The 16,211-nt window shown below is 38.1% G+C and carries 7 protein-coding genes; 5 read left to right on the top strand and 2 right to left on the bottom strand.

The window, feature by feature from the left end; translation table 11 throughout:
* Positions 1–811 precede the first annotated feature (811 nt).
* Together AOM43_RS11215 and AOM43_RS11210 are read right to left on the bottom strand one after the other, a co-directional pair.
* Positions 812–2,452, bottom strand: coding sequence for an acyl-CoA carboxylase subunit beta (locus tag AOM43_RS11215; RefSeq protein ID WP_059360326.1), 1,641 nt, complete (start codon positions 2,450–2,452; stop codon positions 812–814).
* Entirely contained in the window at positions 2,434–4,200 is a 1,767-nt protein-coding gene (locus AOM43_RS11210; RefSeq protein WP_059360325.1) for an acyl-CoA dehydrogenase family protein, read from the bottom strand. Before AOM43_RS11210 ends, AOM43_RS11215 begins: the two co-directional genes overlap by 19 nt.
* 185 nt (positions 4,201–4,385) lie before the next feature.
* Between AOM43_RS11210 and AOM43_RS11205 the strand changes: the two genes are divergently transcribed.
* The 5 genes from AOM43_RS11205 to AOM43_RS11185 all read left to right on the top strand — a co-directional run bounded on the left by AOM43_RS11205 (position 4,386) and on the right by AOM43_RS11185 (position 16,204).
* Positions 4,386–5,009 (top strand): DUF47 domain-containing protein, encoded by a 624-nt coding sequence (locus tag AOM43_RS11205; protein WP_059360323.1) that lies wholly within the window; start codon positions 4,386–4,388, stop codon positions 5,007–5,009.
* Position 5,010: 1 nt separating this feature from the next.
* Entirely contained in the window at positions 5,011–6,027 is a 1,017-nt protein-coding gene (locus tag AOM43_RS11200) for an inorganic phosphate transporter (protein WP_059360321.1), read from the top strand.
* A 167-nt stretch (positions 6,028–6,194) separates the two neighbouring features.
* On the top strand, positions 6,195–14,174 hold the full coding sequence (locus AOM43_RS11195) for a hypothetical protein (protein ID WP_059360320.1): 7,980 nt from the start codon (positions 6,195–6,197) through the stop codon (positions 14,172–14,174).
* Positions 14,175–14,380: 206 nt separating this feature from the next.
* Entirely contained in the window at positions 14,381–15,091 is a 711-nt protein-coding gene (locus AOM43_RS11190; RefSeq protein WP_144016265.1) for a putative outer membrane beta-barrel protein, read from the top strand.
* 129 nt (positions 15,092–15,220) lie between these two features.
* Positions 15,221–16,204: a hypothetical protein gene (locus AOM43_RS11185; RefSeq protein ID WP_059360318.1), complete on the top strand. Its 984-nt coding sequence runs from the start codon at positions 15,221–15,223 to the stop codon at positions 16,202–16,204.
* Positions 16,205–16,211: the final 7 nt, after the last annotated feature.

The raw sequence follows: 16,211 nt of genomic DNA, 5'->3' as shown, positions 1-16,211 counted from the left end.
TTTAACGTAAGAATGGTAAGTTTTAAAAAAGAAAGATATATTCGGCGGAATAGCCGGAAATTTTGATTCATTTTGAGAAATTTTGCAATGAATAACCCATGTTTTCTGGAACACCAACTTGTTAACCTGAAATCTATTCATTGCCTGGCTTAATTGGCCATATCACGAAAATAAGGTGTTCAAACGAAAGCTAAAGATAAAAAGTTGGCTGTATTGCATAAATGAGTTTGGAAATCGAGCCTATTAGTCTGCCTGATTTAATTGCTAGTGAGGGGGAGTGATTATTCTGAGCGCAGCATGAAAAAGATGGTTGATCGAAATGATTACTGCAGGATTAGTAGAAAAACTTGGATGAAAAAGGGCAACAAAATATCAAGTTATACCCCGAAAAAATAGAGATTTGGGTAAATCGTATCGTTGCTTTGGAGCGGAAAGTTTAAAAGTTAAGTACGACGCCCTCTTTATGAAGTCCTATTGGCTTATACGGGTCATTGGTTGGATGTATATCAGCTGAATGTTGATTTTATATTCCTTTAGATCTGAGAATGGAATTGCTAAAGGAAGATCCAGCGAGGACTTTCGCTCATCGAATTTTTCACCGTTTACTTATTAATCTTTCTTATAATTCATTCCAGGTTTAGAAATAACTTTCGAACAGTTAAATATTTGGATTAACCAACAAAATCCTTAGGATTCCATGAGAGCGTTTATCCTTTCTTCATGGCGTCCAGCAATGATCACATCCCAGTCTTGTTTAGCATTTAGAATAGTTTTTGCACATGTGCATATTTTTTATAACCTTGATTTGCAATTATACCTGAAAGACGCCAGTGTGGAAGGTTTTAGGTAGCTGAGGGGCTTCGTTGACAAGATGCAAAAGATCAATCAAAACGGATCTTGTGGCGTGAGGAGGAATAATGGCATCAACCCAACCACGTGCAGCCCCATAACGAATATCCATTTGTATGTCATAGACCTGTTTGATCTTTTGTCTCAGCTTTTCTGCTTCTTCAGGATCCATGGGAGTGCCTTTTCTTTCGGCTGCTTGCTTTTGAATGGTGAAAAGGGTATTGGCTGCTTGGTCTGCTCCCATAACGGCGTACTTAGCGTTGGGCCAGGCTAGAATGAAATTGGGATCGTAGGCTTTACCACAAAGTGCGTAGTTACCAGCCCCAAAAGAATTTCCAACAATAATGGTGATTTTAGGTACGATGGAATTGCTGATCGCATTGACTAATTTGGCACCGCTTCGAATGATGCCCGATTGCTCCGCTTCTTTACCTACCATGAAACCGACCACATCTTGCAAAAAAATGAGAGGGGTTCTGGTTTGGTTGCAATCCATAATGAAGCGCGCGGCTTTATCGGCACTTTCCGCATAAATGACCCCACCAATTTCAATTTCTCCTCGTCCATTCGTGGTTTGCTCACGTTGATTCGCGATAATCCCGACCGGCATTCCTTGAATTTTGGCAAAAGCCGTAACAAGGGACTTGCCATATTCACTTTTGTATTCAATCAAGGAACCTTTATCCACAATGCAATTCATGAGAACATGCGTGGAATAGCTGGTTTGATTATCTCCGCTAACTAGATCATATAACTCGAGGGGCTCGTATTCGGTTTCTCCAATAGGCAAAGATTCTGAGAATATCTTGGGAGAAGGTAAGAGGTCAGTCAACTGTCTCAAACGTTCTAGACAAGCGTGATCATTAGGTTCCAGAAAATCTACGGTACCGCTGATTGCCGCATGCATGTCCGCTCCACCCAGCTCTTCTGGATCCACAACCTGCCCAATTGCAGCTTTAACAAGTGCAGGACCTGCCAGATATAATCCGCTACCTTTTGTCATGAGAAGTTTGTCACATAAAACGGGAAGGTATCCACCGCCTGCAATGCAATTTCCCATAATGGCGGCAAATTGAGGAACGGCAGCAGCAGATAAAATGGCATTATTTCGGAAGATACGTCCAAAATCATCTTCATCCGGAAAAATTTCAGCTTGCAAAGGAAGGAAAACACCTGATGAGTCGACTAGGTAAATGATGGGTAAACGGCATTCAAAAGCAATACGCTGCGCTCTTAATACCTTTTTTACAGATTGTGGGAACATCGCACCCGCTTTTACAGTGGCATCATTTGCGATGATCATGCATGGTCGGTTGAGAACCTTTCCAATACCTGTAATGACCCCTGCAGCGGGCAGCTCTCCCCATTCGGTATACATTTGGTAGCCTGCCCAAATGCCGAGCTCAAAAAACGAATCAATATCATCTAGCAAGAATCTTAATCTTTCACGTGCAGTCAGACGCCCCAGACGTTGCTGTCTTTCTTGACCTGCTTGGCCGCCCCCTTCTTTTAAAATGGCTTCTTCTTGCAGAATATTCTCTGTCAAATGGCGCAGAGAACGAATGTGATCCAGCTTATGCTGTTTTACTTGTTTGGTTGCCATAGATTTTTCAGCTCGGTAAGTTGATCAGAAACATCTTCAGTTTCAACATCATGATTAGAAAAAATTGACCCAATGTTTTGTGAAAACAGATCTTGAGCCATTTGAAAATAATGTTTCCCTAAAATGAGATCTTTTTTAATAGAGGGAGAATCATTTTTCAAGTCTGTCTCAAGTTTACTCAGCACTGCTGTGGTTGTATAAAGCGCAATGGCTCCATTTGTAATACGGTCTAAGGAAAGTTGTTTTTCAATAATGCCTTCCCGTTCTTTGGCAAGTAAGCGAATAATGGCTAATCCAAAATTGCGCACATTCACACTCAGTTGTTCTGCTTCGCTTTTCAAGAGCTTGGAAGAAGGGATCGTTGGGGATTGTAGTTTTTTGTAGTAATCACCCGCGAGATCTAAGGTTTTTTTAAAGTTTTCAAAAGGGCTCTTTAATCTTTTTAAATCTTCTTGTAGGTGCTGGCCCACATCGCGCATACCCACGAGTCCTATAAAGGCACGCATAACTTCATTTGAGCCTTCTCCGATCATATTAAGACGTGCATCGCGCATCATTCTTTCAAAAGGGTAATTGGTAAAGAAGGAGCGTCCACCAAAGATTTGCATGGTTTCATAAAGGATGGTCCAGAGTGAATCACTGGCAAATACTTTTAAGATGGCAGATTCTAACATAAAATCTTCGATTTTTTGATCGATCATCCCGGCCGTGAAATAAGTGGTGGCATCCATCGCAAAGGCTAGAGCTGAAATGTCGGCAATTTTTTTCTTTACCAGGGCAAAAGAGGCTAAAGGACGTTTAAATTGGTAGCGGGTTTGGGCGTGTTGAATGGCCTTTTCCACAAGAAATTTGGCTGTTCCGGTGCATGAAGCTCCAAAAGTTGTGCGACCATAATCCAAAACGGTTAAACAAATTTTAAGTCCTCCTCCCACTGGTCCTAGGACATTCGCGGCGGGAACTTCAAGATTATCGAATTCCAAGTTACTGGTGCGCGTGCCACGCATGCCTACCTTTTCTAAACCAACTGCTGCTACTTTAAAACCGGGCATCGAAGGAGTGACAAGAAAAGCCGTTACTTTATCTTGCTTGCCTGTGGGGGTGTTGACTTCTGTTTTTGCCATGACCGTCAAAACTTTTGCGAGACTCCCATTTGTGGTCCATTGCTTTTTCCCTGTAATGCGATAAAGGTTGCGTTCAGGATCAAAAATGGCACGTGTAGTAACTCCATTAGCATCGGAACCGGCACTTTCCTCCGTCAAGGAAAATGCGGCAATGTCTTCACCTATAGCTAAAGAGGGTAACCAGCGCCCTTTTTGTTCTTCTGTTCCGAATAAAAGCAATGCCTTGAGACCAATACTTTGGTGGGCGTTGATAAAGAGCGCCGTGGAACCGCAGCGTCTTGCAATCGATTCCATGATTTTGCAGTAGGCGTATTGGGTCATGCCAAGCCCTCCATACCTTTGTGGAATTGTCATTCCCAATACGCCAAGCTGACCCAGACCTGAAATGACTTTTGTTGGGATTTCTGCCTTTCGATCAATCTGATCGGGATCAATATTTTGATCGGCAAATGCATTAACTTTTTCTAACAGTTGCTCTGTGCGCTTTTTTTCTTCCTCCGAGACGGTGGGGAAAGGAAAAACTTGCTGAGGATCGAGTTCCCCAAAGAATAATTTTTTAGCAAGGCTAGGATTTTTCTTTTCTGAGAATAGAAGTTCTTCTGCAATCTCTCGATCTTGATTATCCATATGTCCCCTTTTGACTTCTCATGGCCTAAAACTGCACCATAGCATTTTCAAATATTTACTAACACAATTCGTGCCATTAATGGCAATCTCCTAAATCTTAGATAATTATGAATTTTGTTTATCTTTTTTTATAAAAATGTCACAAAAAATAAGGGCTAATATTCCATCACTAATGGGGAGATTGTATGTTTTCGAATTTGATTCCCAAAGAGACCCGTTTCTTTGATTTTTTCGAGAAGCTCGTGGATTTAACCTTAGATGCCACTCAAAAATTTTATGTGCTTGTGAAAGACAACGAAGATCCAAAACATCTTTCCATTACCATTCAACATCTTGAACATCAAGCAGATGAGCTAACGCGGGAATGCATTGAAGATTTGCATAAAACGTTTCTAACTCCCATTGATCGAGAAGACATACACAAGTTAATCAGTTGGATGGACGGAATCATTGATGGAATTGAAGAAGCGGTTGAATCGCTCATCATTTTTAAAATTAGTGAAATGCGCGCAGATTTTGAGCACTTAGCACGCATTCTTTTGATGTGTGTAGAAGAACTACATAAAGCCATTAAACAGCTTCGTTTGATGAAACATACTGAAATCAAGCAACATTGCTCTGTCATCGATGCTTTAGAAGATGAGGGAGACATCACCTTTAGACACGCAATGGGTCGCCTATTTGATGAAGAGTTAGATCCTTTGACCGTTATCAAATGGAAAGAGATGTACGAAATCTTGGAAAAAACAATTGATCAGTGTGAGGAAGTTGCCAATATTGTTGAAGGCATTTTGATGGAGAATTCCTAAAATGTTTTTGATCATTCTCGCAGTTATTTGTGCGCTTATTTTTGATTTTGTTAATGGAGTTCACGATGCGGCCAACTCTATTGCAACAGCTGTCTCTACGCGTGTTTTTAAACCTAGAACCGCAATCCTTTGGGCGGCGGGTTTTAACTTCGCTGCAATCTTGCTATTTGTCCCACGTGTTGCAGAAACGATGTCAAGAATTGTAAAAATTCAACCAAATCATAGCGAATATGTTTTTGTTGTGTTGATTGGGATTGCCAGTGCTATTCTTTGGAATGCCTTTACCTGGTCTTTGAGTATTCCCTCAAGCTCTTCGCATGCATTAATTGGGGGTTATGCAGGGGCTGGGCTCGCACATGCGGGATGGGAAGCTTTAGATTGGGGTAAATTAAGCGAAATTTTATTCTTTATCGTTCTAGGGCCCTTTCTTGGGTTTTTTATGGGTTCTCTCTTCATGGTTTGGTTATATCGTATATTTTATGCTTGGAGCCCTTCTAAGCTGGATGCAGGCTTTAGAAAAGCACAACTTGTTTCGGCTGCTTTTTATTCTTTGGCTCATGGAGCAAATGATGCTCAAAAAACGATGGGGATCATTTTAGCGATTTTAATTGCAGGAGGCATTTTAGGAGAGGATGAAAAGTTATCCTTATTCGATATCCACACGCTATGGATTATTTTATCTTGTCAGGCTGCATTGAGCTTAGGAACTGCTTTAGGGGGTTGGCGCATTGTCAAAACCATGGGAATGAAAATCGCAAAAATTCGTTCCGCGGGAGGCTTTTGTGCAGAGGCTGCGGGCGCCGTTACCCTGTTTCTAGCCACTTCACTGGGTGTGCCTGTTTCTTCTACTCAAACCATGACAGGAGCAATCATGGGAGTCGGATCTGTTGGGAAAAGACTTTCATCGATCAAGTGGAAGATTGTTTCTCAAATGGTTGTGGCTTGGATCTTGACAATTCCCAGTACGGCATGCTTAGCCGTAGGGATTTCATATTTGCATGCCTATTTTTTTATTTAAAAAGTCTGTAGCTTATTTTACAGGCCGATCATTCAAACTTTATTAAATCTTGTCCTGCTCACACAATTTTCTACACATAAAAAATCTCTTTTTGATAGGAAAGTTACTATCCAATTTTTGGCACAGTAACCATTTTTCTATTTTAAAAATTTTATAGAGATAAAATTATGCTTGATCCACGTATTTCTAGCCACCCCCAGTACAGTTATAATACCTATCCCATTCATCCCGTTTATGCTGAAACAGCCTATTCAGGTTATGACAACGTTTACTATGCTCCCAATTGCTTAGATTTTACCAATTTTATCCCCGCTGAAGATATTTCAGATTGGCTTCTCAATCAATTATGCGTACTTGGAAAGCTTGATGTAGGTGCATGGGCGACAGATTATTTAAAAAGCTTAAATAGGCAAGAGCTTGTTCTCGATGAAACAGAGTTTAAACTGCTTTGGAATGTTTTAAGCCGTAGTATGAAAATCCATGGAGCTCCATATGGAAGATTTAACATGGTTGAATGTTTACAAAAGGTATTTGGAGGAAAAATTGGATCGCAAGTCCATGCCTATTATGCAGGGGATGGCGTGACACAAAGCATTCTGCAGGGCTCGTATCTTTCTCGTTTCTCAGCATGGCTTACAGAAGGACAATTCACTTACATGACTAAAGAGATAGGCTTAGAAGCAGCAGAAAATAAGCATGTTTTTCAAGTGGCACTTATTAACTCAAGCGGATCTGAAGATGAATTGGATGGTTCAGTTGCAAAAGTTTCCACTTATATTGCCCTGAAAACCCTAGGAAGGTGCATTACAAAACATGATCCTAAGCTTGTCGATTCTCATACTATACCCCCGTATTTTTCACTTGTATCATGGACGGCAGATGTAAATGATCCTGCAAAGAAATATGAGCTTGTCTCCATTGCAATTTCCAGTGGAAACTTTTACGAGAAAGTGCACATTCCGCTCGATCCTATCCTTGAGCATTTTAACAAACATCTCTTTTCACATACGTTTCATGTCCCCATATGTCCTATTTTGGAAGATGACAACTTTCAAGGGTTTATCGATTATTTAACGCATATTTTGCACCTTCCCTCTATCAATACTGTGAATAAAGATATTTTTCCTGTTTTGATGACCCTTATTTCTATGGGAAGAAGAGATTATGGAAACGGTTTTAAAGAACCTCAACAGGGAAAAGATGCCTCCCGGAGCATGGTTTGGCAAATCGTGCATAAATTCATCGTAGGCCAACATGATGAATCGACAGTTAGCAATGTGACATCCCTTATTTTAAATTACTTTAAAAATAGAGAAGACTCATTTAATCCAAAAATGTCCTTTGCAATCATCTGGAATACGTGTTTAAGCTTGCGAGAGCATGTTAGTCCAGAATCTTTAGATCTTATTTGCGATCAATTGTTATCAAAAGATGATTCCGCAGAACCCCATTCCATTTTTGCTTTAATGGGGCAGGGGGTTTTGGAGTATGGTCTCTCGGTAGAAGAAGTGGTTCAAATGCATCAATGTTTTGCACTATTGGCACTAGGGAGTAAGCGTCCACTATTTAATCATGCTGGTGTAAGGATTATCTTAACTAAACATGAAGGTTTGCCAGCTATTCGAATTCAAGAAGACGGGTATTCCATTTTTCTTCGAATGGATCCATTGCAAGGCTATCATACCTGCGTAAAAACTGTCGCAGAAAATACACATCATCAAAAGTATTTGAAAGCACTTTTTGACGCCTATATGCCGCTTAATACTTTTTATCCAAATGAAGGATCACAGCTATCTCCTTATCACTTTCATCTAAAAAATCTTCTTTATCCTCTCCAAGAAGCGATTTATGCAAATACTGGTGTTCAAAATGATTTCTTATTTTGCTTGAATTTTTACTTATTAGCGACATGCCAAACATGCATTCCAGAACAACTTTATCTAGAAGCGCTTATTCACAATTTTCCTGTTGTGCATGCGAATGTAGATGAGAAAAAGCAAGTGATATTAACAGAACAAATTCACAATTTATTGGTTTTCTCCAATGTACCTTGGGGAACAAAGTTGTTCGAGAAATTTGCTTTTCATCAAAAACAATATTCGCCCTTGCAGTCTTGGATACTGGCCTTAGCAGGTATTCAAAGTTCACACGTATATGCGTCTTATCTGTGGAGAGAATCTCCGTTTGTGCTTTTAGACGAATCATGCGCAATGCAATTAATTAAAACCATGCGATTTGCGAACCCACATTATATTTTTGATATTCTTTCTAAAATGAAGCTGGGAACATTTAAAAATGTTTCTGAATGTTACAGTCTGGTTTTAGAACTTGCCTCTACTTATCAAAAATTACCCATAGATCAAATTGTTAAATTTTTAGAAGTAATCAGACATATATTGGAAAATACGCGCTTAAATAGATATTTAAAGCAATTTGAAAATGAAAGCCACTTCATATTTGGCCAATTTCTGAATACTCTTTGTGAGGCAGGGCATTTAACCTTTGCGCATGAATTTTTACTCTTTTTAGTGCGTCATAAAATTATTCATTCTACTCGTCATGAAATATGGACATCTTTATTAGAAAAAACATTGCAAAAAGGATCGATTGAATCAAGTGTCACTTTGTGGAACGAAGGAAGAGACTTTCAGGTTTGGAAACCGATTCCAAGGCATTTTTATCCAATCGTGGATTTAGCTACACGTTTGATTGGAACGCATTTTCACAAGGATCAGCAAAAAATGATCAATTTGATTTGCAAGACAAGTCCATTACCTGATGCAGAAATCTATTCTCATCGATTAAGAAGCCTTGTTCAAAACCACATAAGAAATGGAGGAAAAGTTGTTGTAAGCGCATCAGTTCCCTCTAGCTATATGGCTTATTTGAGCGAGGATGACAAAATGGATATTCAGCTTAATGCTTTAAAACAAGAGATCGACTCGTTACATGTTGAGTCTGCCGCAGCATCTATCCAACGTTTGGCTTCGAGGTGTCTGAAAAACCACTCGGAGGAATTAAAAAAGATTGTTAGACAATTTTTCTCCACATTTATTGCGGAACAGAAGAAATATCAAAATAAAAGGATTTTACAAAAGATTCAAGGGATCATTTTGAGTCCTGATATCCAACATTTGCAGATTGAACAAAATGAGAAGGTGACTTGGATTTTTACCATTCTTCAAAATCTTTCTAAGAAAGATTTTTTAATGGAGTTTAATGAACTGCTTTCTCTTCTACTTGACGAAGTTTTGCCTGACTATCATCGCTACCCCATTCAAACAGAATTTTGTTTAGATACTTTATTGGAGTATTCAGACATTTCTAGAGGTTTAAAAGAGACCCTGCAAGTTCATCAATTACATCTGATCAATTATAGCCTATCGCTCGGTTCTAAAGACAATTTTTCTCGTCTTATACAGAATCTAATCATGTGGAAAACTTCTCAAGGCTTTCTTGGGGATCGCAAAAAACATTTGTATGATCTGAGCATAGAAACATTACAAAAGTCAGATGCAACGGTTGAGGAGGTGCTTGGCTTCCACCATTTGTGGAAAGCGGTTGTATCGGAAAGAAGCATGGAAAAGCATCATATCAAAGTGATTGAAGAGCTTATTAAAACATTGACACATTACGCAAATCTTCCTTTTGCATCATTTTGGGGCGACTATATATGTAAGCATTTTGTCGAGCTGAATGCTGAGACTGTGCAAGCCCTTATCTTGTTAGGCAATCATCTATTACCAGCTGATGAAAATGGTTTTAAATCTTTGTTGATCAGTTCCTATGATAAAAAAATGACAGTTGAGGCAAGTGACTGCTTGATTTGGGAAGCTTTGCTAGATGTTTGCATGGAGAAAAAAAATTACGGGCCTATTTACCATTTGATTTCGCTAGAGCGCTTTGTTGTACGTGATAATTTCAAGACAGAATATTCAAAGGCTCTTCTCAATGCCTTAAAAAAGACTTCACAGGTTGATAATATCCTTTTAAGCGCATACATAAAATTGATTGCAGCTATGGATACGCAGAAAACCCGATATTGGATGGATCTGATTAAAAAAGTAAGTGCACAGGGATCTCGCAAAATCAAAGAGCAATTGGTTGACATTTTTAAGGAAATTTTTATTAGAAAAGATCGTTTGAAAACATTCCCAAAGACAAAATTTGCTTGTTTAAATGAAATCTTTCCATTAATCGAAAAAAGTCGTTTATTCTCCGTTGAATTGTGGATAAAAGATCCGGATCTTGCAGCCTTTTTGGAAGTTGAAGAATTACAGGCCGAAAAAAAGGAGTTTTATGAGCGTCTATATAAGCTAGGCCACAACAAGGGATTGATCCTTCCTGAATATGCAAATGGCGATAATGTCGAATATCTTATCGATCATCCTGTTCAAGAAATGGTTATCAAGGCTTTCCAGATCCTTAAGCAAAGATTTGAAGGACAAGCTTCGCTTAAGGATGAGCAAAATTTGTTAACAATACTAAAAAAATCTTGCATGAAAGGTTTTGCATCCAAAAAATTAATTCCTAAACTAGTTGAGCTCATAGAAGTTTATATGAAGGGAAAAGAATTTGCTTTGATCGATCCAATCTTTGAGGTTTGCTGTGAACATTCCAACAGCGCGATCAGAGATAAAATGAAGGATACATTTCCCCATTTTTTGGCTTCTCAAAAATCTAAGCATTTTACATTTATTTTAAAACGCGTGCAGGAGCTTTCTAATTCAGGACATGTCCTTTTTCAGGTGTTACATAATGATAGCATGCATGAAGCTTTTCCTCCAGATCAGTTAGATGAATTATTTGTCAGAGCCATTACAGCAAGAATGGTAAGGGATATGAATTATGAAAATGCGGAATTTTTTTACGCGTATTTCTTAAAATTTAAGCCTTACCCCGCCGAAAAAGCTCTTTGCTTAGAAGCATTTGGAAAATTTATGCTTGCACAAAGAAAACTTAATTCGGACACATTTAATCGTTATTTCAGCGCCTATTTGGTACTTTGGATTAAACAATTTCCTGAACAAAAAAAAATTCATGAGCTTGCCTTATTAGATGAGAACCCGATTAGCGACTTTTTAGACAGTTCTGTTAGCGAAAAAGTTTTCGAGTTTTGCAAAGGGGTGTTCAATGGGATTACATTTGAGTTTATCTCTAAAGCATCTAATCAAGAAGTCATTCTCAAGCATTTGAAATCTGTGATGAATATTCTTTTACTTATGTTTGAGAACACTACGGGGAAGAAAAAAGGTGAGTATCTAAAGATCTTGCATGGTCATCTAGATAAATATTTCTTTTGTTATCTTTTTGGCAATAACGTGAACCGACAAGATTATAAAGATATTATAACTAGCATTGATTTAGATAAGATTTCCGCCTCTATCTATTATAGACTCCGAATTTTCTTCTTCGAAGGCCAAGAAATTGCTCATCCTCTGAATTTAGAGAACAAAAAAAAGGCTGAATGCGTTGTGGACCTTATTAAGCTATTGACGACTCATCCAAATAATTATCACTTTCCGATGTCTCTTCGTTTGTTTACCAAGTTTGAAACATTGCTGATTCAGGAAAATGTGGATGCATATCTATCATGTTTTCAGGTGATATGGAAGGATGTTCAAACGAATAAACTTTCTTTCAATTTACTTGCACGGTTTAGTGGCATTTTTAAAAAATGGTTAGGTACGTCCAATCAGTTTTCAGGAAAACAAAAAGGGGAAAAATTAATCGCCATTTTTAGAATTCTCTCAAAAGGCAATGCGACTGCACGCTTAGCTTGCCTAGACCTATTTGTCAAATTCGGGAAACTATTTTTAAAATCTAACGCATATGAATACTTGCTAAGTTTAAAATATTTGCTCAAGAACTTAAAGGAGGATGATAACTCTTTAGTGAATGCGGTTGTTGATCATCTAAAGAATGAATTATGGTTAGAATATCCAAAAGAGAAAATGGACCTTTTAGAGGAAGCTATTCTCATCTATTTAGATCAACCGGATCTTTCTCAGATAAAAAGAAGTCTCCTTCTTATGCATGAATTTGAGAGCCTTCTTATCAATCAAAGAGAAGATTTTTATCTTTCGTGCATAGAAAAAATTGCATCAAAATTCAATCTAAATAGCTTATTAAAGGGCCATTCTTCTGCAAAGCATTCTTCCCACACTTTGCTCAAATATTATGTGTGTTTGTTTGGTAAATGGCCTGAGTTTGATCTCAAAGGAAGTCATGGGATTGCAGAAGAAGAGAGAGCTGAAATTGTTGTCGAAATACTTTCTGCTCTTTTAGAAAAAAAATCGGAAGATAGTCTCAAAAGCGGAATGGCAATCCTAAAAGAGTTTGGATCCCCGGTGATCGAGCAATTCTTTTCTCGCTATAGGGAGTTTTTTGATGTTTATTTAAATATTGCGCATGAAGAAAAAGCATTTGTTAAACCTGTGATAGACTTGTTTATATGTCATGGCGTCTATTTGGTCAAAGCAGAACAAAAGACTTCGATAGAGTTATTCTCGAAAGTCTTAGAGCTTATGCAAGGCTTTTTAGAACAAGAGGATTTTTTTGAAAAAGGAACTGAATTATTTAAAAAATCTTTAAGTATAGGTCTTTTTTCTGAACATTTTGCCTTTTTTTATGCCAAAATGCGTGTGTTTGGAAATCGCATGTTTTCTTGCATGAAAGCATGCCAAGTTGACCAGATTCGGTCGGTTTATAAACATGACTTCTTGCCATTGTTATTTCTTGAGATTGAGAATTATCGAGTGCCTACCATGAACTTAAAGGAAAGGGTGCAGCGGATCGAAGAAATGACGTACTGGATGAATACATTCGCAAGCGCTTTTTCCTTAAGTCAAAATGTGTGCAAAACCGATGAGTTTGAAAGTCGCTTACAGATACTGTGCTCTTTTATAGCAAGGTCAGAGGAAGGTACTCAATGTGTTGAAGAGCTTTTCCAATATTTAGAAAATAAACTATTATTTAATTTGGTCTATCTAGCAATAGGTTCTGCATCCGATCGATTCCCTGTGTCTTATAGTTTTTATATGCTGCAATACATCCAAGAGGTTTTAAAAAATCGCAGCGTGGAAGAGCGGGATCAATATGGTTACCAATTATTGTATGATTGTTACCAGGTCTTTTGGGATTTATTAAAAACAAAAGGTTTTTTTGAATTTAATGGTTCTCCTTTAATCCAATATTTTATAAAAATTTTCTTTTTTCATGGGGAGGAATTGCGGGATCTCTATGGATCGGTAATAGGGACACATTTTTTTTCAAAGCTGACTCTTCAAATTGCTGAAGTGATAATAAAAGCCAGAGATCATTTAAAGGATTTTGACGCATTTAAATTTCGAGCGTATTACCTCGAGTTCATGACATTCCTATTTGAAGCAAACGAGAAAGGTGCTTTTCTTGGTCAATCAAAAGAGCTCTATCGTTTGGTTGATCAAGCAATCACGATGTTAGTGAATGAAGATCCGCACCACAGCAAGATTGAGGAGATGAATGTGATGCTTTTCTATCGCTGCATTGTGCTTTTAATTAGTACTATTCAGAGTGAATCTCCAGATATAAATGCCCATCCGCCGCTTTTAAAGCTCACGGCATTTATGATGGAGAAGAACCTTTTGGGATTTTGTATGCCTGCATTAAGAAGTTCTTTGAATGTGAAAATTTTCGTTGAAAATGATGTTGAGGAAATCGATTTGCATGCGAAGCAAAGCAATGAAATCGTCAATATCCTCGTTCAATCGCGGGCCCTTGTAAACAAGTTTAATGCGCACACATTTTCAAAATACTACGTAGAATTGTTTAAATTTATCTTTGAAGCGAATGAAAAAGGAGCTTTTAAGGAAACGACTCATACACTTTATGGTTTGCTTGATCAATTCGTGACTACGCTGATAAATGAAAATGGACTCACACTTGACATGGAAGACGCAAAATCAATCTTTAACCATGTGACACGGTTGATTGCTTCTATCCAAAAAGATTTCTCCGATGTTGATGCCCATCCCCCACTTTTAAATCTGACGAAATTTTTTATTGGAAAAAACCTCTTGCGCATCTGCATTTCTCCCTTGAAGGAGTACCTTCAGCAGGTCCCTATTTTTGAAGAGGCTAAAGTTGTTGGTTTCAGAAAAATATAAATAGATTTTTTTCGCGGCTGAAATGGCCGCGAATTAATTTTCTATCCCGCGTTATTTTAAAAGAAACTAAACCATTCAATTGTTATATTATTAATAATAATTGTGTTCCTTACAATCTCGAATTTTCTGGATTTTAATTCTCATTACGTTTAAAAATGTACACCTATTTCAAAAACTCCATACACGCTATGTTTAATGAGGAAATAATGATGAAAGAAAAGATTCGATTTAACTTGAACAAAGTTGCCCGATTTTTCGCATTTTCCATGCTTCTATTTGTTGTAGGTCAGCAAAAGATTCATGCAGAAGTTTGGGGAAAAGTGGATTTTGGTCCAGCTTATGTCCATGTCGACGTATTGAATTTTAACCGCACTGTGAAAAGAATGGATTTGATTGCGTATAAAGCGGACGCAACTGTCATCGTTAAGGATGGATGGTGCATTAAGCCAAGCATTTTGTATGGAGCGAACCAAGGTGACTTGTTTACAGCAAGCATTGGAGTTGGACATTGCTTCCCTATTTTTGAAAAATTGATCGTCACACCCGTTGTTGGCTTTGGTTATTCTTTCATGCGCACAACGTTTAAAATGCCATTTCAAGGGTATAAGTTGATTTTTAAGGAAAGATTCCGTTCCTATTCCCCTTATATGGGATTGGAAGCGACCTATCGTATTCGCCCTAATTTGAGAGTTTGCGGACAAGTTCAATACTGGTGGAGTCGCACTCGTACAACGATTAAGCACCTATTGAAAAATAAAGACCATACAAGCGGTCCAAGCTATGCGGCGATGTTGGAATATGACTTATGTGAAACAGTATCAGTCAATGTTGGTGCTGCTTACAATCGCAGTCTAAGCAAGGAAAAGCATGGTATCCGTGGATATGGTGCTAAAGCAGGCCTAGCTTATTGGTTTTAAGCCATTCATTTTTCTCCAAAAGCTCATTTGGGCTTTTGGAGAATATCCCTTTTTTTCCCATGACTATTAGCGATAAATAAGTTATATTGCTTTTTTGAGCTTATTGTTAACGCCTAAAGGACGGTCGTCATGAGAATTGGATCACACACATTCCTTTATCTCTTTATCTGCTTATCCCTTTTTCATCCAAGCTATGCAGAACGGCTTATTCTTCATTTTGACATCAATGAGACCTTAATTGCTTCTGACCAAGCCGCAGGCAAATCGGCGAAAGATACTATCAATCGAGCACTAGCGCAGAAGTATAAAGAGAAATGGAGCGAGTCCATCGCAGAGCCCATCTCTTATCAAGAATATGTTTACCGTTATCTTTTGCCTGGTGATAAAAATAACTCACAGTTGAAAGAAAAAAGATTGCAAAAACTTTTTCATTTTACGGACTTTATACAGGCATCCGCCTATCCCATTAAAAATCAGGTTTTAGCTGAATATCACCATTGTCTAAATAAATTTGTTTCAGGGGAACCTATTCAAATTTTCCCCTCCTTCTTTAAGATGATTAGACATTTGCAAAACCAAAGGGTTTCTTTCACCTTGCAAATTCGGACTTTTGGAAAAGAATTGCCCCAGATTGTGCAAGCAATTAACACACAGTTGGGATGCGAGTTTATCAAATATAACGCTCGGTTTGAGAATCGCCATTTGTTTATTGAAAACAGACCCAAACCCGTTATTTCACTACAAGAAATTTATCAATTTTTTAAAATATGCAATGTGGGCGTGCAAGATAGTTGGAAAGAATGGAGCGAACATCAAAAGTACGCTGCCTATGGCAAATTATTCCCGATTGATTTAGAAGACCCTCATACGATAGCCATTTTTTTTGACGACAACATTCGCCCTCAAGAGCCGAAAAACATTGTCAATGCGATTGATATCCGGAGTGGCTGCTCTGTCTCTGCTCGAGATTTGATCGAGACACACAATTTGGTGATCGTCGACATGCTTCAGGCGATTGAAGATGAGGATTATTTTATTAAGCATGTCCAGCAAGCTTGTGCGCATTCGATGAAGCAAAAACGTTTAGAATTATTAGAACTCGTAGAATTTTAACAACCAA

This window comes from Parachlamydia acanthamoebae (assembly GCF_000875975.1).
Taxonomy (GTDB): domain Bacteria; phylum Chlamydiota; class Chlamydiia; order Chlamydiales; family Parachlamydiaceae; genus Parachlamydia; species Parachlamydia acanthamoebae.
This window is presented reverse-complemented; position numbering and strand designations above follow the sequence as displayed.